Genomic DNA, 23,707 nt, shown 5'->3' with positions numbered 1-23,707 from the left:
AGCCGCGGCGTCAGCGCCAGCCGAGCTCCGGCGCGACGTGGCTGAGGATCGACTCCAGCACGTGGGCGTTGTAGTCGACGCCGAGCTGGTTGGGGACCGTCAGCAGCAGGGTGTCCGCCTCGGCGATGGCCTCGTCGGCACGGAGCTGCTCGACGAGGCGGTCCGGCTCGTCGGCGTACGTGCGCCCGAAGATCGCACGCATGTTGTCGATCTGGCCGACCTGGTCGGACTCGTCGCCGCCGGTGCCGAAGTACGCACGGTCGGCCGCCGAGACGATCGGGAAGATCGAGCGGCTGACCGAGACCCGCGGCTCGTGGTCGTGGCCGGCCTCGGCCCACGCCTCGCGGAACGCGCGGATCTGCTCGGCCTGCTGGACGTGGAAGGGCTGGCCGCCCTCGTCCTCCTTCAGCGTGGAGCTCATCAGGTTCATGCCGAGCCCGGCGGCCCAGCGGGCGGTGCCGTTGGACGCCGCGCCCCACCAGATCCGGTCGCGCAGGCCCTCGGAGTGCGGCTCCAGGCGGAGCAGGCCCGGCGGGTTGGCGAACATCGGTCGCGGGTTCGGCTGGGCGAAGCCCTCGCCCTTGAGGACCTCCAGGAGCACCTCCGTGTGGCGGCGGGCCATGTCGGCCTCGGTCTCGCCCTCGGCCGGGGCGTAGCCGAAGTAGCGCCAGCCGTCGATGACCTGCTCCGGTGACCCGCGCGAGATGCCGAGCTGGAGCCGGTGACCGGAGATCAGGTCGGCGGAGCCGGCGTCCTCGGCGAAGTACATCGGGTTCTCGTAGCGCATGTCGATCACGCCGGTGCCGATCTCGATCCGGCTGGTGCGCGCGCCGACGGCCGCGAGCAGCGGGAACGGGCTGGCGAGCTGCCGCGCGAAGTGGTGGACCCGGAAGTACGCCCCGTCGGCGCCCAGCTCCTCCGCCGCGACGGCGAGGTCGATGGACTGCAGCAGGGTGTCGGCCGCCGAGCGGGTCGACGACTGCGGACTCGGCGTCCAGTGCCCGAACGAGAGGAACCCGATCTTCTTCATGATTGGTTGAACGGTCAACCTTCTCGGATCATTCCGTGCGCAGCAGCGCGAGGAACATGGCGTCCGTGGCGTGGCGGTGCGGCCACAGCTGCACCGTGCCGGGCAGCGGCCCCTCGGCGTCCGGTACGACGGGCAGCGCCGCCGCCGCGTCGTCGAGGCGCAGCCCCGGGTGGTCGCCGAGTGCCGCCGTGACGACCTCCGCGGTCTCCTCCAGCACCGGTGAGCAGGTCGCGTACAGCAGCGCTCCCCCGGGCCGCAGCACCCGGACCGCCTCGTCCAGCAGCGCCCGCTGGAGGGTCACCAGGGCCGTCAGATCGGCAGCCGTGCGCCGCCAGCGCGCCTCCGGCCGCCGCCGCAGCGCCCCCAGCCCGGTGCACGGCGCGTCGAGCAGGACCCGGTCGGCGGAGGCGTCCGCGAAGGGCGCCCGGGTGCCGTCGGACTGGACGACGCCCGCGAGCCCGGCACCCCCCGCGGCCCGCGCGACCAACCGGGCCCGGTGGTGGTGCAGCTCGACCCCGGTCAGGGAGGCACCGCGCTCGGCGGCCAGCGCCGCGAGCAGGGCCGCCTTGCCGCCGGGGCCGGCGCACAGGTCGACCCACCGCTCGTCGCGGCCGGTGACGGGGGCGGAGGCGAGGGCGAGCGCGACGATCTGGGAGCCCTCGTCCTGCACGCCCGCACGACCCTCCGCGACGGCGGGGACGGAGGCGGGGTCACCGCCGTCGAGGGTGCTGCCGAAGGGCGAGTACGGCGTCGGCGTACCGGGCAGATCGGCGCGGTCGGCCCGCCCGGGCCGGGCCACCAAGGTCACCCGGGGCGGGTCGTTGTCGGCCGCGAGCAGCGCCGGCAGCTCCTCGGCGCGCTCGCGCAGCGCGCGGCGCAGCGCGGCCACCACCCAGGCGGGGTGGCTGTGCGCGACGGCGAGGTCGCCGGGCGCGACGCGGGCGAGCCAGCCGTCGAGGTCGTGGCCGGCCACCTTGCGCAGCACCGCGTTGCTGAAGCCCGCGGCGCCCTGGTTGACCTGCTGGCGCACCAGCGTGACCGTGGTGTCGATCGCGGCATGGGTCGGCACCCGCATCGCCAGCAGCTGGTGGGCGCCGAGCCGCAGCGCGTCGAGCACCTTCGCCTCGACCTTGCGCAGCGGCCGGTCGATGCACGCGGCGAGCACGGCGTCGTAGGTCCCCTGCCGGCGGATCGTGCCGGAGGCCAGCTCGGTCGCGAACGCCGCGTCCCGTCCGGTCAGGCCGTGCCGGGCGAGGGCGGCGGGCAGCAGCAGGTTGGTGTACCCGTCGTCGACCCGGACCGCCTTCAGCACCTCGAACGCGGCCAGCCGGGCCGGGTCGACCGCTCGCCGCGGCCGGCTCACTCGAAGCTCGCGCTCTCGGGCAGGCGTACGCCGCGCGCCCAGTCGGCCGCCGCCATCTGCTTCTTGCCGAACGCCTTCAGGTCGGTCAGCCGGACCGGGTCGCTCGCGGTGCCGACGAGCACCTCGTTCTTACCGACCTGGAGCACACCCGGGGCGAGGTCCGGGCCGTCGGCGACGACCTCGACGCGGCCGAGCTTGACCCGCTCGCCGTCGAGGGTGGTCCAGGCGCCGGGGCCGGGAGTGCAGGCGCGGATCCGCCGGTCGACGCCGACGGCCGGCTCGCGCCAGTCGACGCGAGCGTCGTCGACGGAGATCTTCGGTGCCAGGCTGACGCCCTCCTCCGGCTGCTCGCGCGCCTCCAGGGCACCCTCGGCGATCCCGTCGAGGGTGGCGACGAGCAGGCTCGACCCGCCCTCGGCCAGCCGGGTGAGCAGGTCGCCGGCGGTGTCGGTGGGCCGGATCCGCTCGGTCATCACGCCGAACATCGGGCCGGCGTCGAGCGCCTCCACGATCCGGAAGGTCGTCGCGCCGGTGAGCTCGTCACCGGCCCAGATCGAGTGCTGCACCGGCGCCGCCCCGCGCCAGGCGGGCAGCACGGAGAAGTGCAGGTTGATCCAGCCGTGCCGCGGGATGTCGAGCGCGCTGCGCGGGATCAGCGCGCCGTACGCCACCACCGGGCAGCAGTCCGGCTCCAGCGCACGCAGCGCCTCCTGGAACTCCGGCTCGCGCGGATGGGCCGGCTTGAGCACCGGCACGCCGAGCTCCTCGGCCCGCTGTGCCACGGGGCTCGGCGTGAGCTTGCGCCCCCGGCCGGCCGGAGCGTCGGGGCGGGTCACCACGCCGACCAGCTCGTGCGGGGAGGCGGCGATCGCATCCAGCGCCGGTACGGCGACCTCGGGCGTGCCCGCGAAGACCACCCTCATCGGCCGAACCCGCCCGTCGCGTGCGGCGAGACCCGGACGGTCGGCTTCTCCAGCCCGAACCACTCCGCCTCGCGGATCTCCCGCATCGCCGCCTTGCGCCCGGCGTCGTCGAGCCGGTCGATGAACAAGATGCCGTCGAGGTGGTCGGTCTCGTGCTGGATCGCGCGCGCCAGCAGGTCGGAGCCCTCGATGGTGACCGGCTCGCCGTGCATGTCGAACCCGGCCGCGACGACCGACAGCGCCCGCAGGCAGTCGTAGGTCAGCTCCGGCAGGGACAGGCAGCCCTCGGGACCGTCCTGGGTGTCCGCGGAGAGCCGCAGCTCGGGGTTGACCAGGTGTCCGACCACGCCGTCGACGTTCCAGGTGAAGACCCGCAGGCCAACCCCGATCTGGGGCGCGGCGAGACCGGCACCCGGAGCGTCGAGCATCGTGTCGGTGAGGTCGGTGACGAGCTGGCGCAGCTCGGCGTCGAACTCGACGACCTCGATCGCGGGCTTGCGCAGGATCGGGTCGCCGAACAGGCGGATGGGTCGGATGGCCACCGGCTCATCCTAGTGAGCGCTCAGATCTCCGGCGGATCCACCTGCACCCGCACACCCTCCAGCTTGCGCGCCGAGCGCAGCCGCTGGGCCTCGCCCAGGGCCCGCGCCAGCGCGGCTCCCTGAGCGCGCGGCACCCGGACGACCAGCCGCTCCTCGCCGTCGTCGCTGCCGGCCACCGGCACCGGTCCGAGCAGGTCGGCCGCCTCCGGGAGGTCCAGCAGCGCCCGCAGGTCGTCGAGCGCCCCCGGCGTCCCCGTCAGCGTCGCCACCCGCGCGGCCGGGGGCAGCCGGGCCGTGCGCCGCTCCTCGGCCTCGCGCGCCGCGAAGCCGCCCGGGTCCCAGCGCACCAGCGCCTGGAGCACCGGCAGGGCCGGGTCGCCGACCGCCAGCGCCCGGCCGCCTGGTCGCAGCAGCCCGATCGCGTTGCACCAGCGGCGCAGCGCCTCCTCGCCCGCGCGCATGCTGTCGCGCCCGAGCGCCCACCACGTGTCGAGGAGCACCACGACGGCGTAGCCCCCCTCGGCCACCGGCTCCGCCCCCGGGGTCGCCACCACGATCCGGGCCTCGCCGCCGACGCCCGACCGGATCCGCTCACCCGAGGAGGTGAGCACCGAGATCGACGGGAACGAGCGGCCCAGCTCGTCGGCCGTGCGCGCGTCGCCCAGCACCGGCGCCCGCAGCCCGGACGCCCCGCACTCCGCGCAGGACCAGTCCGGCGCCTCGCTCGCGCACCAGCGGCAGCGAGGCGGTGAGGTGGGGCCGGTGAGCTCCAGCGGGCCTGCGCAGGTGGCGCAGCGCGCGGGCCTGCGGCAACGCTCGCAGGCCAGCTTGACGGCGTAGCCCGCCCGGGGGGTCTGCACCAGCACCGGCCCGCGCTCCAGCCCCCAGCGCACGGCTTCGTAGGCCTCGCGCGGGATCCGCGCCGTCGAGGCGAACGGGTCACGCGCCAGCGCGTGGTCGCTCGCCCCGGTGATCCCGACCAGGGCCCGCTCACGGACGGCCGTGCGCGGCAACCCCAGCTCGTGGGCCCAGCCCGAGCGGAGCAGCTGGTCGGCCTCCACGGTGCGCGCGAAGCCCCCGACCAGCGCCGCGGCGCCCTCGTGCTCCGAGCGCAGCAGGAGCACCTCCCGCGTGTGCGGGTAGGGCGCCCGCGGCTCCGCGTGCAGGTCGTCACCGTCGTCCCACACCACCACCAGGCCCAGGTCGCGGACCGGCGCGAACGCCGCCGAACGGGTGCCGACCACGATCCGCCGGGCGCCCCGGCTCACCGCGAGGAAGTCCCGGTAGCGCTGGGCCGGGCCCGGCTCGGCCTGCAGCGTGACGTGGTGGTCCGGGCCGAGCAGCGCGGTGAGCGCCGCGTCGACCCGGGTGACGTCGCGGTGGTCGGGCAGGCACAGCAGGCTCCCCCGGCCGGCCGCCAGTGCGGCCGCGGCGAGGTGGGCGAGCAGCAGCGGCCAGTCCTCCCCCGGTCCGGCGCCCCACACGGCGCGCGGCGCGTGCCCCGAGCGCAGGTGGGCGAGGAACGCCTCGGCCGCCGGGTAGGCCGCCCACGCCCCCTCTGCACCCTCCACCTCCGGCAGCGGTGGCTCCGGCGGTGACGCGGCCCTCTCGACGGTCGCGTGACGTGGGGGCACCGCCAGGCGACGTACGTCGGCGCTGACGCCGGCGTAGCGCTCGGCCACCCGCTCGCACAGCGTCGCGACCGCCGGGCTCAGCACCGGCTCCGCGCTCACCACCCGGCGCAGCGGCGCCAGGCGGCCCTCGTGCTCGGAGGCCGGGGCCCGCGCGACCACGAAGCCGTCGACGTCTTGGCCGCCGAAGCGAACCTTGACCCGCGCCCCGGGCACCGCGTCGTCGCCCATCGCCACCGGCACGGCGTAGTCGAACGTGCGGTCCAGGTGGGCCAGCGGCAGGTCGAGCACCACCCGGGCCACCGGGTCGGTGGTCGCGATCTCCGCCTCGGCCACCTTGCGCGCCCGCGTCGCGGCCGCCTTGACCCGGCCCTCGGCGGCGCGGTCGCGCACGAGACCGGGCAGGTCCAGTGCCGGCTCGTCCGGGGTCGGGGTCATGGCCGCAGTTCTACCAGCGGGGTCCGATGGAAACCCCGCCGAGCGTCGCTCACCTCCGGACGAGCACCGAGGCCGCCGTCCGGTAGGTCGTCGCGTAGCCAGCGCGCGAGGCCGTGATCCGCACCGTCACCCGGTGCCGCCTGTCCGCCTTCTTCAGCACGTACGTCGATCGGGTGGCGCCGGTGATCGGCCTCCCGTCGCGGTACCACCGGTAGGTGAAGACGAGTGGGGTCGGCCACCAGGTGTTGCGCACGGCGGTGAGCCGCCGGCCGACGTACGGCGTGCCGGCGATGCGGATCGTCGGCGGCGCCGAGATCCGGCCGGCCGCCACCCGGGCCGGCGCGGTCGCGACGACCGGCACCCGTTGGACCCCCGACAACGCGGTGATCGTGACGCTGAGGACCTGTCCGTAGTCGGCCGCGACCGGGGTGTACCGGAGACCGCGCGCGCCACTGATCGCGACGCCGTTGCGCCGCCACTGGTACTCCCGGCCGGCGAGCGGCAGGTTCCAGAGGTCGCCGCCGACGGAGCTGGGCACCCCGACGCGCGGGCGCGGGTCGGCCACGCTCGGCGCGGAGGTGGGCTCCAGGCGCGGGTCGCAGGTGTAGACGACGATGTCGTCGACGTACCAGCCGGGACCGCCGTTGGTCGTGTCGGTGCGGACGGTGAAGGTGGGGTGCACGGCGAGCCCCGCGTAGGCCGAGAGGTCCACCCGGCTGCCGACCCAGCCGCGGCTGCTGCCGGCGAAGGCCCTGCGACCGGCGTTGGGATCCTGGAGCGCGCGGGTGGGTCCGAAGTCCCACGGCCGGTTCGCGAGGGAGTAGGTCGTGCCGTCGTCGGTGCCCAGCTCGACCGTCCCGCCGTCCCACCAGTAGGGCGTGCCGTCGGAGGGGTCGATGTCGAACTCGAAGAGGTGCCAGTGCCGGAAGGCCAGGTAGGTCGCCTGGTCGGAAGGGACCGTGATCGCATCGCTGGTGCGCAGCGACCAGGCGCCCTTTCCGGACGGCTCGCCGCCGACCCAGGCGGTGTCCCCGGAGTAGGCGTTGACGCCGTACTCCTTGTTGACCGTCGTGGTCGGGGTGCGTCCCCAGACGCTGTCCTTGGTGAACTTGGCGGCCGGGTCGGGGCCGGTCTCGGAGTTGAACAGCTCACGCGGGAACCGGCCCTCGGGGCAGGTCCGCGGCGCGTCCTTGACCGGGTCGCTGACCGGCGGCGTGGCCAGCTCGGTCGCGGTCGTCGCCTTGCGCACCGACGCGCAGTCGGCCGCGGTGAACCCGCGGAAGCCGATCAGCGCGGTGCAGGTCTGGTCGAGCACGACCGCGAGGTCGGCGTACTCGGTGAACGCGGTGAGCGCGCCCATCGTGCTCACCCACAGCGTCGCCGACTTCGTCAGCGACGGGTCGCCCGTGTCGATGCCGGTGACGGTCTGGCCGTTGAAGGTGCCGCCCTGGGAGATCAGGTGGAAGGTCTTGTTGCCGACCCCGGAGTTGGTGTGCACGCCGCCGTTGTCGACGTAGCGCGGATCGGCGGCCCAGAGAGCGCTGGTCATCCGGTCCGGCTGCCCGAACACCGTGGGGTCGGCCATGTCGCGCGCCGCGCCGTCCGGCAGGTCCTCACCGAGCCGCCAGTCGGTGGCGCTGTCGCCGGCGGAGGGGGTGCGGTGGTCGACGATCTCGCCGATGATGTCGGCCAGCGACTCGTTGATCGCACCGGGCTCGTCCCAGTAGAGCAACCCGGAGGTCCGCTCGATCACGCCGTGGGTCATCTCGTGGCCGACGACGTCGTCCGCGCCGGCGTACCCCTGGCCGTAGAACATCGCCGACCCGTTCCAGAAGGCGTTGGCCCACGGGCAGGACTCGCTGCTCTCGGGCACGCAGACCCGCACCGTCGAGGCCAGCTTCGGCCCCTCGGCGGTCGGTACGCCGATCGCGGTGGTCAGGTCCAGCGAGACGACCTGCAGGTAGAAGTCCGAGACGGCCTTGGCGTTGGCGAACGCCGCCTCGGCGTCCGCGAGGCCGGAGTCGCCGGAGCCCTCGGTGCGGATCGCCCCGGAGGTGCACGGCACGTCGGCGGCGCGCACGTTCTTCTGGTCGCACACGACGCGGTCGATCTCCTGGACCAGGTCGACGTCGCGCAGCACGTCGCCGCTGCGGTCGTCGACCAGCACCAGGCGTCGTACGTCGACGCCGGAGCGCACCTCGAAGCGCCACACGCCGCGTGTCCCCAGCGCCGGGTCCATCCCCACGGCGTCGGGATCGAGCAACCAGCGGCCCTGGTCGGTGACTGCGAGGCTCGCGCGGCCGGTCTTGCGGACCCGCTCCTCGGCCGTCGCCCGGGCCGCGGCCTCGCTCACCGTGGCTTCCGGCAACGCGGTCGCGTCGGTGAGGTGGGCGTTGATCGACTCCAGCTCCCGGTCGGCACCGACCCCGACGACGACCTCGCCGCCCAGCACCGGCACGCCGCCGACCTGCTGCTGGTAGCGCACCAGGTCGCCACGGCCCAGCGGCCGGGCCGGTCCTTCGGCCACCAGCCGCGTGCCGGGCCGGTCCGCGCCGACCACGGCGCCGTAGCGGCGCAGGTGGGCCCGGGCCGCGTCGCTCACCGAGGTGGCGCGCCCGACCGCGGGGTTGTCGATGTCGGTGCCGACCGGCGCGCCGACGTACGTGGCGACGCCGGCCTCCTTGCGGATGCGGAGCGGTCCGTCCGCGTCGGCGCGCAGCGAGGCCTCGCCGTTGCCGGGGTCCGCCTCCGCTCCGGGCAGGGAGACGGCGGCGAGCGTCGTCGCCGAGACGGCGGCAGCACAGGCCAGGGCGAGGGTACGACGCATGGGGGGTTCCTCCCGGGAGACACGAGCCCGGGAATCCTCGCATCCGTCGGCTCTCGCCGGCAGCGAGTTCTCGCAAACGAAACCGCCCGTGCACCCACGAGGGGCGCACGGGCGGCTCCTGGAGCTGTCGGGTCAGAGACCCGCGGCCGCCTTGAGGGCGTCCGCGCGGTCGGTCTTCTCCCAGGTGAACTCGGGCAGCTCGCGGCCGAAGTGGCCGTAGGCGGCCGTCTTGGCGTAGATCGGGCGGCGCAGGTCGAGGTCGCGCAGGATCGCGGCCGGGCGCAGGTCGAACACCTCGAGCACGGCCTCCTGGATCTTCTCGTCCGGGACCACACCGGTGCCGAAGGTCTCCACGAAGACACCGACCGGCTTGGCGACGCCGATCGCGTAGGCGACCTGGACCTCGGCGCGACGGGCCAGGCCCGCGGCGACGATGTTCTTGGCGACCCAGCGCATGGCGTAGGCAGCCGAGCGGTCGACCTTCGACGGGTCCTTGCCGGAGAAGGCGCCGCCACCGTGGCGGGCCATGCCGCCGTAGGTGTCGACGATGATCTTGCGGCCGGTCAGGCCGGCGTCACCCATCGGGCCACCGACGACGAACTTGCCGGTCGGGTTGATGTGCAGCTTGTAGCCGTCGAACGGGACGCTGGTCTTGAACTGCTCGAGGACCGGCTCGATGACCTTCGCCTGGATGTCGGCCTTGAGCTGCTCCTGGCTGACGTCCTCGGCGTGCTGGGTGGACAGCACGACGGTGTCGACCCGCACGGCGCGGTCGTCCTCGTCGTACTCGATGGTGACCTGGGTCTTGCCGTCGGGGCGCAGGTAGGCGAGCGTGCCGTCCTTGCGGACCTCGGTGAGCTTCTCCGCGAGGGTCTGCGCGATCTTGATCGGCAGCGGGAAGAGCTCCGGGGTGTCGTCGCAGGCGTAGCCGAACATCAGGCCCTGGTCGCCGGCGCCCTGCTGGTCCAGCTCGTCGGAGGAGCCACCGAGGCGCACGTCCTCAGCGGTGTCGACGCCCTGGGCGATGTCGGGCGACTGCGCACCGATGGCGACCTGGACACCGCAGGAGTTGCCGTCGAAGCCCTTGTCGGAGGAGTCGTAGCCGATCTCGAGGACCTTCTGGCGCACCAGCTGGGCGACCGGGGCGTAGGCCTCGGTGGTCACCTCGCCGGCCACGACGACCAGGCCGGTGGTCAGCAGCGTCTCCACGGCGACCCGGCTCTTCGGGTCGTGCTCGAGGAGGTAGTCCAGCACGGTGTCGCTGATCTGGTCGGCGATCTTGTCGGGGTGACCCTCGGTCACCGACTCCGACGTGAACAGGCGTCCGGTCATAGTCGTGAAAACTCCTGGTAAGGGGGGCTGGATGGGCTGTGGTCCAACGATACGGACCGCCGGAGGTGATGCAGGTGGGTCTCAGGAAAGTCGCGGGACGACCTGGTCCCAGATCAGGTGGGCCAGCGCCGACTTCGAGCCGTGCGGTACGTCGACGGCCGTGCCGTCCGCGCTGAGGATGACGGCCTCGTTGTCCGTGCTGCCGAACACCGCTCCCCCGCTGACGTCGTTGACGACCAGCAGGTCACAGCCCTTGCGGGCCAGCTTGGCGCGGGCCAGGTCGAGCACGCTGCCGGTGGCGTCACCGGTCTCCGCGGCGAACCCCACGACGACCGCACCCGGGCGGACCCGGTGGTGCGAGATCTCCTTGAGGATGTCGGGATTCTGTTGCAGCGTGATCGACGGTGCCGATCCGTCCTCGGCCTTCTTGATCTTGGTGTCCGACAGGGTCGTCGGACGGAAGTCGGCCGGCGCTGCCGCCATCACGACCGCGTCCGCGCTCGCCGCGGCGCCGAGCACCGCGTCGCGCAGCTCGGCGGTCGACTCGACGCGGACCACCTTCACCCCGGCGGGATCGGGCAGCGTGACGTTGGCGGCGACCAGGGTGACCTCGGCGCCACGGGCCGCGGCGGCACGGGCCAGCGCGTAGCCCTGGCGCCCCGAGGAGCGGTTGCCGAGGAAGCGCACCGGGTCGAGCCGCTCCCGCGTGCCGCCGGCGGAGACCACGACGTGGCGGCCGGCGAGGTCGGCGCTCTTCGCGCCCTCGTGCCCGGCGCGGCCGAGCACGTCCCGGGCCAGCTCGAAGATCTCCTCCGGGTCCGGCAGCCGGCCCTTGCCGGTGTCGGCGCCGGTCAGCCGGCCCTCGGCCGGCTCGACGACCAGCACCCCGCGCGAGCGCAGGGTGGCGACGTTGGCCGCGGTCGCCGGGTGCTCCCACATCTCGGTGTGCATGGCCGGGGCCAGCACGACCGGGCAGCGCGCGGTGAGCAGCGTGTTGGTCAGCAGGTCGTCGGCGAGCCCGTGGGCGGCCTTGGCCAGCAGGTCCGCGGTCGCCGGGGCGACCACGACCAGGTCGGCGGTCTGGCCGAGCCGGACGTGCGGGACCTCGTGCACGCCGGTCCAGACCTCCGCCGAGACCGGCTTGCCCGACAACGCCGCCCAGGTGGGCGCGCCGACGAACTCCAGCGCCGCCGCCGTCGGTACGACGGTCACGTCGTGGCCGGACTCGGTGAACCGCCGCAGCAGCTCGCAGGCCTTGTAGGCGGCGATGCCGCCGGAGACTCCGAGCACCACCCGGGGCCGGGACATGAGGGTCGTCAGATCACTCGGCGTCGGCGGCGGGAGCGGCCGGCTTGGCCGCGGCAGCAGCGGCGGCCTCGGCAGCCAGCTCGGCCGGGTCGACGTCCTCGCAGGTCAGCAGGTCGTCGTTGATCTCGCGCAGCGCGATCGACAGCGGCTTCTCCTGGACGTGGGTCTCCACCAGCGGGCCGACGTACTCCAGCAGGCCCTCGCCGAGCTGGGAGTAGTAGGCGTTGATCTGCCGCGCGCGCTTGGCGCTGTAGAGGACCAGCTTGTACTTGCTGTCGGTCTTGGACAGCAGGTCGTCGATCGGGGGGTTGGTGACACCCTCGGCGGCGATGTTCGGGGCAGACACGGAGGTCCTCACTGCTCGGTGGACGAATCAACCATCAAGGCTACCAACTCCTCGACCGCAGCGTTAACTTCCCGGTTGACGATGGTGACGTCGAACTCCGCCTCGGCGGCCAGCTCCTCGCGTGCGGTGCCCAGCCGGCGCTCCCGCTCCTCCTCGTCCTCGGTGCCGCGGCCGACGAGCCGGCGGACCAGCTCCTCCCACGACGGCGGCTTGAGGAAGACGAAGACGGCGTCCGGAGCGGTCTCGCGCACCTGGCGCGCACCCTGCAGGTCGATCTCCAGCAGCGCCGGGCGGCCCTCGGCCAGCGCGGCGGCGACAGGGCCGCGCGGCGTGCCGTAGCGGTTGACGCCGTGGACGACCGCCCACTCCAGCATCTGCCCCTCGGCGACCAGCCGGTCGAACTCATCGGTGCTCACGAAGTGGTAGTGCACCCCGTCGACCTCGCCGGGACGCGGCGAGCGCGTCGTCGCGGAGACGGACAGGTAGATCTCGGGGTGGCGCTCGCGCATGGCGGCGGCCACCGTGCCCTTGCCGACGGCAGTGGGTCCCGCCAGGACGAAGAGCTTGGCCTCGTGGGTCATGCCTCGGGGGCGAACTCGCGCTCCAGCGCGGCGACCTGCTTGGCGCCGAGCCCCCGCACCCGACGCGACTCGGCGATGCCGAGGCGCTCCATCACCTGGCGGGCGCGGACCTTGCCGAGACCGGGCACGGACTGGATCAGGTCGAGCACCTTCATCTTGCCGATGACCTCGTTGACCTGGCCCTGGGCCAGCACCTCGCTGATGGAGGCGCCGGAGTTCTTCAGCCGGTTCTTGACCTCGGCCCGCTCGCGCCGGGCGGCCGCCGCCTTCTCCAGGGCGGCCTGGCGCTGTTCGGGGGTCAAGGGAGGCAATGCCACGAGGTCGGAATCCTTCGGTGTTCGAGACGAGAGCCGGCGGGAGCGCGCCGACGCCCGTCAATCTAGCCATTCTCCCGCGAACGGGGCAATGCGGGCCGCGAGGTGACACCGCCCGGGTGAGCGCCGCCACGCCGGCGGGCGCAGCGCATCACAGGCTCAGCGGCGTCTTGCACACGTCGCGGGCCTGCTGCTGCACCCGGCCCAGCGCGGTCGCCATGTCCGCGGCAGCGAGCCGGGTCGCGGCGGTCTGGATGGCCCTCACCTGCGCGGGATCGAGGCCCTCGGGCGGCTTCGCGGCGTCGTACGACTCCGGGTCGACGCCCGCCTCGGCCAGCGCGTCGCGCAGGCCGCTCACCCGCTCGACCACGATCCGCCAGTCGGCACGGATGTCCTCCGGCGACTTGTCGGCGAGGTCCTCGAAGGCCGGCAGCGCCCGGAGCAGGCCGGTCTGCTGCTTGCCGGTGGTCAGCGCGGCGCCGAGCTCGGAGCGGTGGTCGACGACGGCGGCGCAGTAGTCCTCGAAGGGGTCCTCACGACCGGTGTCGCGCAGCACGACCACACCGACCAGCACCACCGCCGCCAGCACCAGGACGAGCAGCGGCAGGTCGCGCCGGCCGGGCCTCCTCACCCGAGCAGCCCGCGCAGCTCGTCGTTGGCGCGCAGCACGGCGTCGCGCATCGCCACCGGGTCCGGGCCCAGTCGCAGCACGCCGCGTGAGGAGCTGGGCAGCACGTGGTGGGCGCTGGCCCCGAAGATCCGCAGGATGTCGCCGCTGGTGCCACCCTGCTCGCCGTAGCCGGGCGCCAGGATCGGGCCGTTCAGCGCGAAGTCCAGCCCGGAGCCGTCGATCGTCGCGCCGACCACCGCACCGAAGGAGCCCAGCGGCGTTGCGCCGGCGTTAAGCTCGCGCAGGTGGTCGAGCATGGCCGAGGCGACGCTGCGCCCGCCGAACTCGTCGGTGGTGAGCGCCTCCTGGACCTCCGGCCCCTCCTTGTTGGAGGTCGCGGCGAGGACGAACAGGCCGGCGCCGTGGCGGCGGGCGGTGTCGACGAACGGCAGCAGGGAGCCGAATCCCAGGTAGGGGCTGATCGTGATCGCGTCGCTGGCCAGCGGCGAGGCGGGGTCGAGGTAGGCGTCGGCATAGGCCTGCGAGGTGGACCCGATGTCGCCGCGCTTGACGTCGAGCAGGACCAGCGCGCCGGCCGCGCGGGACTCGGCGATCACCCGCTCCAGCACGGCGATCCCGCGGCTGCCGAAGCGCTCGTAGAAGGCCGACTGCGGCTTCACCACGCTCGCGTGCGGTGCGACCGCCTCGACCGCGCCGAGAGCGAAGGCCTCGAGCCCGGCCACGTCGTCGTCGTAGCCCCAGGCGTGGAGGAGGGCGCTGTGCGGGTCGATCCCGACGCAGAACGGGCCGCGCTCGGCCATCGCCCTCGTCACCCGGGCACCGAACGTCACCGCGCCACCCCCGAGCTTGCGAGGAGGTGGGCCACGTGGGGAGATCGAGCAGCCGCGCGGGCGACGCAGGAGCCGGCGACCGGCGTGTCGAGATTCACGAGAGCCTCCGCAGGGCGTCGGGGCCGAGGTCGGCCAGGGTGGGGTAGCCGTCGACGGCCATCACGAGGTCCGCCTCGGCCTGCACCGCGCGCACCTGGTGCACCGCACCCGGTACGCCGCCGAGGGCGAGCGCGTAGACGTAGGGCCGGCCGATCGCGACGGCGTCCGCGCCCAGCGCCAGCGCCTTCACGACGTCGGCACCGGTGCGCACCCCGGAGTCGAAGACCACCGGCCCGCGGCCGTCGACGGCGGCGACCACGTCGGGCAGCCAGTCCAGCGCCGCTCCCCCGCCGTTGGCCTGCCGGCCACCGTGGTTGGAGCAGTAGATCCCGTCCACGCCTTCGTCGAGCGCGCGGCGGGCGTCGTCGGGGTGGCACACGCCCTTGACCAGGATCGGGAGCTTCGTCAGCGAGCGCAGCCAGGGCAGGTCGGCCCAGGTGACCGGGTGGCCGAAGGTGCCCACCCAGGTCATCACCACGGTGCCGGGGTCCGGGTCCGGCCCGGTCATCTCCTGGAACACCGGGTCGGAGGTGTAGTTGGCGAGCGCCTTGCCGCGCAGCTGCGGGAAGTTGCCGCTCGCCAGGTCACGCGGACGCCAGCCCGGCACCCAGGTGTCGAGGGTGATCACGATCGCCTCGTAGCCCGCGGCCTCGGCCCGGCTCACCAGGCTGGCAGCGAGCTCGCGGTTCTTCGGCGTGTAGAGCTGGAACCACTTGCCCGCGTCACCGGTCGCGGCCGCGACGTCCTCCAGGGGGTCGCTCATCAGCGTCGAGCCGATGAGCGGTACGCCGGTCGCCGCCGCCACCTCGGCTGCATGGACGTCGCCGTGCTGGTCCGGGGTGCACAGCCCGACCACGCCGACCGGAGCCAGCAGCAGCGGGCTGGTCAGGGTGCGCCCGAACAGCTCGACGGAGAGGTCGCGCTCGGGCTCGGCACGGAACATGCGGGGCACCAGGGCCCACCGGGCGAAGGCCTCGACGTTGGCGCGCTGCGTCGTCTCGTCCCCGGCTCCCCCGGCGACGTACGTGCGCAGCTCGGGCGGCAGCGCCGCCAGGGCGTTGCGCTCCAGCTCGGCGTAGTCGAACGGGTGGGCGGGCAGGGTGCCGCCGAGCGCGCCCAGGTAGAGCTCGATCTGGTAGTCCCCGAATGTCACCGCGCGACCTCCGAGCTTGCGAGGAGGTGGATCACGCGGGGAGATCGAGCAGCCGCGCCGGCGACCGGCGTATCGAGATTCATCACGCGATTCCCTTCAACAGCTTCCTCGGCCAGCTCGGCCCACCGTAGATCAGCCCGCTGTAGACCTGCACCAGGTCCGCGCCGGCCTCGACCCGCGCGCGGGCGTCCTCGGGCGTCGAGATGCCGCCCACGCCGATGAGCGTGAGCCGGTCGCCGACGCGTCCGCGCAGCAGCCGCACCACCTCGGTCGAGCGTTCGGTCAGGGGTGCGCCGGACAGCCCGCCGGCACCGCAGGCCTCGACCTGGGCGACCGAGGAGCGCAGGCCCTCGCGCGAGATCGTGGTGTTGGTCGCGATGACCGCGGCCAGGCCGAGTTCGAGGGCCATGTCGGCGACGGCGAGGACGTCCTCGTCGGAGAGGTCCGGCGCGATCTTCACCGCGAGCGGGACCTGGCGCTCGCCCGTCACCTCGTCGGCGGTGCGACGTACGTGGGCCAGCAGCGGCGCGAGCTTCTCGACCGCCTGGAGGTTGCGCAGCCCGGGGGTGTTGGGCGAGCTGACGTTGACGACGAGGTAGTCGGCGTAGGGCGCGAGCAGGCGGGTGGACGTCTCGTAGTCGGCCTCCACCTGGGCCTGGTCGTCGTCGGGGACGACCTTGGACTTGCCGATGTTGACGCCGAGCACGAGCCCGCCCCGGCGCGGCTTGCGCTTCGCCAGGCGGGCCGCGACCGCGTGCGCACCGTCGTTGTTGAAGCCCATCCGGTTGACGACCGCCCGGTCCTCGGGCAGCCGGAACAGGCGCGGCTTGGGGTTGCCGGGCTGGGCGAGCGCGGTGACCGTGCCGATCTCGACGTGGCCGAAGCCGAAGGCGCCCATCTGGTCGAAGACCAGGGCGTTCTTGTCGAAGCCGGGCGCGAGGCCGAGCCGGTTGGGGAAGGTGAGGCCCATCGCCTCGACCGGGCGGGTGCCGGGGATCGGTGCCCGGGTGAGCACCGGTGCCCCGGCCCGGAGGGCGTCGTAGGTCAGGTGGTGCGCCTTCTCGGCGTCCATCTTGACCAGGACGTTCTCGAAGACCCGGTCGTACAGCGTCATGCGTGCCACTCCTGGAGGGACTTGACCCCGATCGAGCCGGCGCGGATCGCCGCGATCCCCTGCACCGCCGCGGCCAGGCCCTGCACCGTGGTGATGCACGGGGTGCCGGTGAGCACCGCCGCGGAGCGGATCTCGTAGCCGTCGACGCGGGAGTCGCCCCCACCGGTCGCGCCGTGCGGGGTGTTGACGATCAGGTCGATCTCGCCGTCGAGGATCATCTGCACGGTGGTCTTCTCCCCCGCCGGCCCGGTGCCCTCGAAGTGCTTGCGCACGATGGTGGCCTGGATGCCGTTGCGGCGCAGCACCTCGGCGGTGCCCTGGGTGGCGAGGATCTCGAAGCCGTAGTCGGCCAGCACCCGCGCCGGGAAGATCATCGTCCGCTTGTCGCGGTTGGCGATCGAGATGAAGACCTTGCCCTCGGTGGGCAGCGAGCCGTACGCCGCGGCCTGGGACTTGCTGAACGCGGTGCCGAAGTCGGCGTCGAAGCCCATCACCTCACCGGTCGACTTCATCTCCGGCCCGAGCACGGTGTCGACGAAGCTGCCCTCCTTCGTGCGGAAGCGGTTGAACGGCAGCACCGCCTCCTTCACCGCGATCGGCGCGTCGGCCGGCAGCGTGCCGCCGTCGCCCTCGGCCGGGAGCGCACCGGAGGCGCGCAGCTCGGCGATCGACTCCCCGAGCATCACCCGGGCCGCGGCCTTGGCGAGCTGGGTGCCGGTCGCCTTGGAGACGAACGGCACGGTCCGCGAGGCGCGCGGGTTGGCCTCGATCACGTAGAGCACGTCGGCGCCCAGCGCGAACTGGATGTTGATCAGGCCGCGCACGCCCACGCCCCGCGCGATGCCGAGCGTGGCCTCGCGGATCCGGGTGATCTCGGCGTCGCCGAGGGTGATCGGCGGCAGCGCGCAGGAGGAGTCGCCGGAGTGGATGCCGGCCTCCTCGATGTGCTCCATCACGCCGCCGAGGAAGAGGTCGGTGCCGTCGTAGAGCGCGTCGACGTCGATCTCGACCGCGTCGTCGATGAACCGGTCGACCAGCACCGGCCGGTCCGGGCTGATCTCGGTCGCGGCCTCGATGTAGGCCTCCAGCGCGGCGTCGCTGTAGACGATCTGCATGCCCCGCCCGCCGAGGACGTACGACGGGCGCACCAGCACCGGGTAGCCGATGGTGTGCGCGATCGCCTTCGCGTCCTCGTAGGACACCGCGGTGCCGTGCTTGGGCGCGACCAGGCCGGCCTCGGCGAGCACCCGGCCGAAGGCTCCGCGCTCCTCGGCGAGGTCGATCGCCTCGGGGCTGGTGCCCACGATCGGGACGCCGGCGTCCTGCAGGCCCTGCGCGAGCCCGAGCGGGGTCTGCCCGCCGAGCGTCGCGATCACGCCGGCGATCGGGCCGGCCGCCCGCTCCGCCTCGTAGATCTCCAGCACGTCCTCGAGCGTGAGCGGCTCGAAGTAGAGCCGGTCGGAGGTGTCGTAGTCGGTCGAGACCGTCTCCGGGTTGCAGTTGACCATGATCGTCTCGTAGCCCGCCTCGGCGAGCGCGAGGCTGGCGTGCACGCACGAGTAGTCGAACTCGATGCCCTGGCCGATCCGGTTCGGGCCCGAGCCGAGGATGATCACGGCCTGCTTGCCCTCGGCCCGCGGCAGGACCTCGGTCTCCTCGTCGTAGGAGGAGTAGTAGTAGGGCGTCTGGGCCGCGAACTCCGCCGCGCAGGTGTCCACGGTCTTGAAGACCGGGCGCACCCCGGCGGCGTGGCGGGCCGCGCGGACGCTGGCCTCCGTCTCGGTGGTCGAGCCTGCCGAGACCCGGATGCCGGCGATCTGGGCGTCGGAGAAGCCGTGCCGCTTGGCCAGGCGCAGCGCACCGGCGTCGAGCAGCTCCGTCGCGGCGACCTTCTGCGCGACCTCGTCGATCAAGAAGAGCTGGTCGACGAACCACGGGTCGATCTTGGTGGCGTCGTGCACCTGCTCCTGGGTGGCACCGGCACGGATCGCCTGCATCACCTTCTGGATCCGGCCGTCGTGCGGGACCTTGATCGCGTCCAGCAGCGCTGCCTGGTCGCCCGGGTCGCCCGTCCAGTGGAACGGCGCCGCCTTGTTCTCCAGCGAGCGCAGCGCCTTGTTGAGCGCCTCGGTGAAGTTGCGGCCGATGGCCATCGCCTCGCCCACGGACTTCATGTGCGTGGTGAGCACCGGGTCGGCGGTCGGGAACTTCTCGAACGCGAACCGCGGCACCTTCACCACGACGTAGTCCAGCGTCGGCTCGAAGGAGGCCGGCGTCTCGGCGGTGATGTCGTTGGGGATCTCGTCGAGGGTGTAGCCCACGGCGACCTTGGCGGCGATCTTGGCGATGGGGAACCCGGTGGCCTTCGAGGCCAGCGCCGAGGAGCGCGACACCCGCGGGTTCATCTCGATGACGATGACCCGGCCGTCGGCGGGGTTCACGGCGTACTGGATGTTGCAGCCGCCGGTGTCCACGCCGACCTCGCGGATGATGCCGATCGCGAGGTCGCGCAGGTGCTGGTACTCACGGTCGGTCAGCGTCATCGCCGGCGCGACGGTGATCGAGTCGCCGGTGTGCACGCCCATCGGGTCGAAGTTCTCGATCGAGCAGATGATGACGACGTTGTCGGCCTTGTCGCGCATCACCTCCAGCTCGTACTCCTTCCAGCCGATGATCGACTCCTCGATCAGCACCTCGGTGGTCGGGCTGGCGGACAGGCCGGCACCGGCGATGCGGTGCATGTCGGCCTCGTCGTAGGCGATGCCGGAGCCGAGACCACCCATCGTGAAGGACGGGCGGACCACGATCGGGAAGCCCAGCTCGCCGGCGGCCTTCTCCACGTCCTCCATGGAGTGGCACACGAAGGAGCGGGCCACCTCGCCGCCGACCTTGTGCACGATCGCGTTGAACAGCTCGCGGTTCTCGCCACGATGGATCGCCTCGAAGGAGGCGCCGATCATCTCCACGCCGTACTTCTCCAGCACGCCGCTCTCGTGCGCGGCGATCGCCGCGTTGAGCGCGGTCTGGCCACCGAGGGTCGGCAGGATCGCGTCCGGGCGCTCCTTGGCGATGACCTTCTCCACGAACTCCGGGGTGATCGGCTCGACGTACGTCGCGTCGGCGAACTCCGGGTCGGTCATGATCGTCGCCGGGTTGGAGTTGATGAGGATGACCCGCAGGCCCTCCTCCTTGAGCACCCGGCACGCCTGGGTGCCGGAGTAGTCGAACTCGCAGGCCTGCCCGATGACGATCGGGCCGGACCCGATCACCAGGACGGACTTGATGTCTTCGCGCTTCGGCATCAGGCGGTCTCCTCGAGCAGGGTCACGAACCGGTCGAACAGGTAGGCCGCGTCGTGCGGGCCGGCGGCGGCCTCGGGGTGGTACTGGACGGAGAACGCCTTGAGGCGCCCCACCTCGCTGGTCGAGCCTGTCGAGGCCCGCAGCTCGAGACCCTCGACGACGTCGTCGTTGAGGCACACGTGGCTGACGCTCGCGACGCCGTACGGCGTCTCGGTGTCGGTGTCGCGCGGCGCGTCCACGGCGAAGCCGTGGTTGTGCGCGGTGACCTCGACCTTGCGGGTGGTCAGGTCCATCACCGGCTGGTTGATGCCGCGGTGGCCGTACTTCAGCTTGTAGGTGCCGAAGCCGAGAGCGCGGCCGAAGAGCTGGTTGCCGAAGCAGATCCCGAAGTACGGCAGGTCGCGCCCCAGCGCCTCCTGCAGCAGCTCGACCTGACCGGTGGTCGCGGCCGGGTCGCCCGGGCCGTTGGAGAAGAACAGCCCGTCCGGCTCGACGGCGAGCACGTCCTCGATGCTCGACGTGGCAGGCAGCACGTGCACCTCGATGCCGCGCTCGCTCATCCGCTGCGGCGTCATGTCCTTGATGCCGAGGTCGAGGGCAGCGACGGTGAAGCGCTTATCGCCCTGGGCCGGGACGACGTAGGTCTCGTCGGTGGAGACCGCCTCGGACAGGTTGGCGCCGGTCATCTCCGCGGACGCCTTGACCTTCTCCAGCAGCTTCGCCGGGTCGGTCTCGACCGTGGAGATGCCGACCCGCATGGCGCCGCTCTCGCGCAGGTGGCGGGTCAGCGCGCGGGTGTCGATGCCGGAGATCCCGACCACGCCCTGCGCCCTCAGCTCGTCGTCCAGCGAGCGACGCGAGCGCCAGTTGCTCGGGACGCGGGCGGGGTCGCGCACGACGTACCCGGCGACCCAGATCCGCCTCGACTCGGTGTCCTCGTCGTTCATGCCGGTGTTGCCGACGTGCGGGGCGGTCATCACCACGACCTGGCGGTGGTACGACGGGTCGGTCAGCGTCTCCTGGTAGCCGGTCATGCCGGTGTTGAAGACGGCCTCGCCGAAGGTCTCCCCCTCGGCGCCGTAGGCCTCGCCGTGGAACGTGCGGCCGTCCTCGAGGACGAGCAGGGCGGGGGTGCTCATGCGAGCGCTCCTTCCAGGACGGTCGGCGTGCCGCGCAGCAGCGTGGCGATCACCTTTCCGGTCAGCTTGCGGTCGTGCCAGGGGTTGTTGCGGCTCAGCGAGACGCTGTCCGCGCGGTCCACCACCACCTGGGCGGCGGGGTCGAGCAGCGTGAGGTTCGCGGGCTCGCCGACGGCGATCGGGCGGCCGTGGCCGTCCAGGCCGGCGATCCGGGCGGGCTGGGCGCTCATCACGCGCGCCACGCCGGCCCAGTCCAGGAGGCCACTCTCGACCATCACCGTGGTGACGACCGGCAGCGCGGTCTCCAGCCCGAGCATGCCGAAGGCCGCGTCGACGAAGGCGTGCTCCTTGTCGTGGCGGGCGTGCGGCGCGTGGTCGGTGGCCACCGCGTCGATCGTGCCGTCGGCCAGCGCGGCGCGCAGCGCCTCGACGTCCTCGGCCGGGCGCAGCGGCGGGTTGACCTTGTACGTCGGGTCGTAGCCGCTCAGCAGGTCGGTGGTCAGCAGCAGGTGGTGCGGCGTGACCTCCGCGGTGACGTCGATGCCCTGGGCCTTCGCCCAGCGGACCACCTCGACGCTGCCCGCGGTGGAGACGTGCGCGACGTGGACCCGGCTCCCGGTGTGGCGGGCGAGCATCACGTCGCGGGCGACGACGACCTCCTCGGCGATGCCGGGCCAGCCGGGCAGGCCGAGCCGGCCGGACAGCTCGCCCTCGTGGCAGCAGGCGGACGGCCCGGCGAGCGAGGGGTCCTGGCTGTGCTGGCTGACCACGCCGCCGAAGGTCTTGACGTACTCCAGCGCCCGGCGCATCACGCGAGCGTCGTGGACGCACTTGCCGTCGTCGGAGAAGACCCGCACCTTCGCGCGGCTGCGCGCCATCAGGCCGAGCTCGGCGAGCTCCTCGCCCGCCAGGCCCTTCGTGACCGCACCGACCGGCTGCACGTCGACCAGCCCGGCGGCCCGGCCCAGGTCGTAGACCCGCTCCGCCGCCTCGGCGGTGTCGGTGACGGGGCTCGTGTTGGCCATGGCCAGCACCGCGGTGAAGCCACCGACCGCGGCCGCACGCGAGCCGGTCAGGACGGTCTCGGCGTCCTCACGGCCCGGCTCGCGCAGGTGGGTGTGCAGGTCGACCAGGCCCGGCAGCAGCTGCAGGCCGGCGGCGTCGATCGTGACGCCGGCCTTCGCCGTGACCTTGCCCAGCTCGGCGATGGTGCCGTCCCGGACGAGCAGGTCGCTCGTCGTACCGTCGGGCAGGGTGGCGCCCTTGATCACGGTGCGTTGATCGAGCCTGTCGAGATTCATGCGCTGGTCTCCTCGCCGGCGAGCAGGTGGTAGAGCACGGACATCCGGACCGCGACGCCCGCGGAGACCTGGTCGAGGACCAGGCTGTCGGCGGCGTCGGCGGCGTCCGGGGAGATCTCCAGGCCGCGGTTCATCGGGCCCGGGTGCAGGATCGGGGTGCCGGGCTTCAGCAGGGCCAGGCGGTCGCGGGTCAGGCCGTAGCCGATGGTGTACTCCCGGGCGGTCGGGAAGAACCCGCCGCTCATCCGCTCGCGCTGGACGCGCAGCATCATCACCGCGTCCACCTCGGGCAGCACGGGGTCCAGCTCCCAGGAGGTGGCGAAGCCGGCCTCCTTCGACCAGTCCCCCACGCCCGCGGGCATCAGCGTCGGCGGCGCGACCACGGTCACGCTCGCGCCGAGCTTGACCAGGCTCTTGACGTTGCTGCGGAACACCCGGCTGTGCGTGACGTCCCCGACGATCGCGACGTGCTTGCCCTCCAGCGTGCCGAGCCGGCGGGTCAGCGCGTAGCCGTCGAGCAGCGCCTGGGTGGGGTGCTCGTGGGTGCCGTCCCCCGCGTTGACGACCGGTACGTCGACCCAGCGGCTGATCTGCTCGGCCGCCCCGCTCGCGGAGTGCCGCACGACCAGCCCGTCGACGCCCATCGCGGTCACCGTCAGCACGGTGTCGCGCAGGGACTCGCCCTTGCTGGCGCTGCTGCCCTTGGCGGAGAGGTTGATGACGTCCGCGGAGAGCCACTTGCCGGCGATCTCGAAGCTGGACCGGGTCCGCGTCGAGTCCTCGAAGAACAGGTTGATCACCGTCCGCCCGCGCAGCGCGGGCAGCTTCTTCACCTCGCGACGCTGCACGTCGTGCATCTCCGCCGCCGTGGTGAAGATCTGCTGGATGTCGGCGACCTCCAGGTCGTCGATGCTGAGCAGGTGCCGGTTCACCGGATCGTCACCTCGTCCTCCCCGTCGGTCTCGGCCAGGCGCAGGCTGACCCGCTCGCTGCGGGCGGTCGGCAGGTTCTTGCCGACGTGGTCGGCGCGGATCGGCAGCTCGCGGTGACCGCGGTCCACCAGCACCGCCAGCCGTACGACGGCCGGGCGACCCAGGTCCGAGAGCGCGTCCAGCGCGGCCCGGATGGTGCGCCCGGAGTAGAGCACGTCGTCGACGAGCACCACGGTCTTGCCGTCGATGCCGCCGGAGGGGACCTCCGTGCGGTGCGGCGTGCGGGTGGGGTTCGAGCGGAGGTCGTCGCGGTACATCGTCACGTCGAGGGACCCGGTCGCGACCGTCGTACCCTCCACCTGGGCGATGTTCGCGGCGATCCGGTGCGCGAGCGGCACGCCACGGGTGTGCAGGCCGAGCAGGAGGAGGTCCTCCGCGCCCTTGTTGCGCTCGAGGATCTCGTGGGCGATGCGGACGAGAGCCCGGCTGATGTCGCCGGCGTCGAGGACGACGCGGCCCTCGGGACGCTGGCCCTCGGGGCTCGGGGCGTGGGTAGGCATCAGTGCGCCTG

Annotated in this window: 20 protein-coding genes; all 20 read right to left on the bottom strand. The window is 73.1% G+C overall.

Annotation, left to right across the window (positions count from 1 at the left end; translation table 11 throughout):
- Window positions 1–10: 10 nt before the first annotated feature.
- Window positions 11–1,030 carry an LLM class flavin-dependent oxidoreductase gene (locus MRBLML1_RS13310; protein ID WP_364516583.1) on the bottom strand — a complete coding sequence of 340 codons (1,020 nt, stop codon included), beginning with the start codon at window positions 1,028–1,030 and terminating at the stop codon, window positions 11–13.
- A gap of 28 nt (window positions 1,031–1,058) precedes the next feature.
- Complete coding sequence (locus MRBLML1_RS13305; RefSeq protein WP_364516581.1) at window positions 1,059–2,393, bottom strand: RsmB/NOP family class I SAM-dependent RNA methyltransferase; 1,335 nt, start codon at window positions 2,391–2,393, stop codon at window positions 1,059–1,061.
- Entirely contained in the window at window positions 2,390–3,316 is a 927-nt protein-coding gene (gene fmt, locus MRBLML1_RS13300) for a methionyl-tRNA formyltransferase (RefSeq protein ID WP_364516579.1), read from the bottom strand. The genes MRBLML1_RS13305 and fmt overlap by 4 nt, the downstream gene beginning before the upstream one ends.
- The gene (gene def, locus MRBLML1_RS13295; RefSeq protein WP_364516577.1) at window positions 3,313–3,858 is read right to left on the bottom strand and encodes a peptide deformylase; all 546 of its coding nucleotides are present in this window, start codon (window positions 3,856–3,858) and stop codon (window positions 3,313–3,315) included. The genes fmt and def overlap by 4 nt, the downstream gene beginning before the upstream one ends.
- 20 nt (window positions 3,859–3,878) lie before the next feature.
- Entirely contained in the window at window positions 3,879–5,927 is a 2,049-nt protein-coding gene (locus MRBLML1_RS13290; RefSeq protein ID WP_364516575.1) for a primosomal protein N', read from the bottom strand.
- Window positions 5,928–5,976: 49 nt separating this feature from the next.
- Window positions 5,977–8,754, bottom strand: coding sequence for a M4 family metallopeptidase (locus MRBLML1_RS13285; RefSeq protein ID WP_364516573.1), 2,778 nt, complete (start codon window positions 8,752–8,754; stop codon window positions 5,977–5,979).
- A 132-nt stretch (window positions 8,755–8,886) separates the two neighbouring features.
- Window positions 8,887–10,086 carry a methionine adenosyltransferase gene (gene metK, locus MRBLML1_RS13280; RefSeq protein WP_364516571.1) on the bottom strand — a complete coding sequence of 400 codons (1,200 nt, stop codon included), beginning with the start codon at window positions 10,084–10,086 and terminating at the stop codon, window positions 8,887–8,889.
- Between the two features lie 81 nt (window positions 10,087–10,167).
- The gene (gene coaBC, locus MRBLML1_RS13275; RefSeq protein ID WP_364516569.1) at window positions 10,168–11,394 is read right to left on the bottom strand and encodes a bifunctional phosphopantothenoylcysteine decarboxylase/phosphopantothenate--cysteine ligase CoaBC; all 1,227 of its coding nucleotides are present in this window, start codon (window positions 11,392–11,394) and stop codon (window positions 10,168–10,170) included.
- Between the two features lie 13 nt (window positions 11,395–11,407).
- Entirely contained in the window at window positions 11,408–11,740 is a 333-nt protein-coding gene (gene rpoZ, locus MRBLML1_RS13270) for a DNA-directed RNA polymerase subunit omega (RefSeq protein WP_364516567.1), read from the bottom strand.
- An 8-nt stretch (window positions 11,741–11,748) separates the two neighbouring features.
- Entirely contained in the window at window positions 11,749–12,321 is a 573-nt protein-coding gene (gene gmk, locus MRBLML1_RS13265; RefSeq protein WP_364516565.1) for a guanylate kinase, read from the bottom strand.
- Window positions 12,318–12,638: an integration host factor, actinobacterial type gene (gene mihF, locus MRBLML1_RS13260; RefSeq protein WP_364516563.1), complete on the bottom strand. Its 321-nt coding sequence runs from the start codon at window positions 12,636–12,638 to the stop codon at window positions 12,318–12,320. The genes gmk and mihF overlap by 4 nt, the downstream gene beginning before the upstream one ends.
- A gap of 148 nt (window positions 12,639–12,786) precedes the next feature.
- Window positions 12,787–13,266, bottom strand: a complete 480-nt coding sequence (locus MRBLML1_RS13255) for a hypothetical protein (RefSeq protein ID WP_364516561.1) — start codon at window positions 13,264–13,266, stop codon at window positions 12,787–12,789.
- On the bottom strand, window positions 13,263–14,096 hold the full coding sequence (gene pyrF, locus MRBLML1_RS13250) for an orotidine-5'-phosphate decarboxylase (protein ID WP_364516559.1): 834 nt from the start codon (window positions 14,094–14,096) through the stop codon (window positions 13,263–13,265). The genes MRBLML1_RS13255 and pyrF overlap by 4 nt, the downstream gene beginning before the upstream one ends.
- 94 nt (window positions 14,097–14,190) lie before the next feature.
- The gene (locus tag MRBLML1_RS13245) at window positions 14,191–15,348 is read right to left on the bottom strand and encodes an alpha-hydroxy-acid oxidizing protein (RefSeq protein WP_364516557.1); all 1,158 of its coding nucleotides are present in this window, start codon (window positions 15,346–15,348) and stop codon (window positions 14,191–14,193) included.
- 82 nt (window positions 15,349–15,430) lie between these two features.
- Window positions 15,431–16,462 carry a quinone-dependent dihydroorotate dehydrogenase gene (locus tag MRBLML1_RS13240; protein WP_364516555.1) on the bottom strand — a complete coding sequence of 344 codons (1,032 nt, stop codon included), beginning with the start codon at window positions 16,460–16,462 and terminating at the stop codon, window positions 15,431–15,433.
- The gene (gene carB / locus MRBLML1_RS13235) at window positions 16,459–19,764 is read right to left on the bottom strand and encodes a carbamoyl-phosphate synthase large subunit (RefSeq protein ID WP_364516553.1); all 3,306 of its coding nucleotides are present in this window, start codon (window positions 19,762–19,764) and stop codon (window positions 16,459–16,461) included. The genes MRBLML1_RS13240 and carB overlap by 4 nt, the downstream gene beginning before the upstream one ends.
- Window positions 19,764–20,903, bottom strand: coding sequence for a glutamine-hydrolyzing carbamoyl-phosphate synthase small subunit (carA, locus tag MRBLML1_RS13230; protein ID WP_364516551.1), 1,140 nt, complete (start codon window positions 20,901–20,903; stop codon window positions 19,764–19,766). The genes carB and carA overlap by 1 nt, the downstream gene beginning before the upstream one ends.
- Window positions 20,900–22,204, bottom strand: a complete 1,305-nt coding sequence (locus MRBLML1_RS13225; protein ID WP_364516549.1) for a dihydroorotase — start codon at window positions 22,202–22,204, stop codon at window positions 20,900–20,902. The genes carA and MRBLML1_RS13225 overlap by 4 nt, the downstream gene beginning before the upstream one ends.
- Window positions 22,201–23,136, bottom strand: coding sequence for an aspartate carbamoyltransferase catalytic subunit (locus MRBLML1_RS13220; protein WP_364516547.1), 936 nt, complete (start codon window positions 23,134–23,136; stop codon window positions 22,201–22,203). Before MRBLML1_RS13220 ends, MRBLML1_RS13225 begins: the two co-directional genes overlap by 4 nt.
- A complete protein-coding gene (gene pyrR, locus MRBLML1_RS13215; RefSeq protein ID WP_364516545.1) occupies window positions 23,133–23,696 on the bottom strand; it encodes a bifunctional pyr operon transcriptional regulator/uracil phosphoribosyltransferase PyrR in 564 nt (187 codons plus the stop codon). The genes MRBLML1_RS13220 and pyrR overlap by 4 nt, the downstream gene beginning before the upstream one ends.
- Between the last annotated feature and the right edge of the window lie 11 nt (window positions 23,697–23,707).

It is taken from the genome of Nocardioides sp. LML1-1-1.1 (genome assembly GCF_040676175.1).
Classification (GTDB): Bacteria; Actinomycetota; Actinomycetes; order Propionibacteriales; family Nocardioidaceae; genus Nocardioides.
This window is presented reverse-complemented; position numbering and strand designations above follow the sequence as displayed.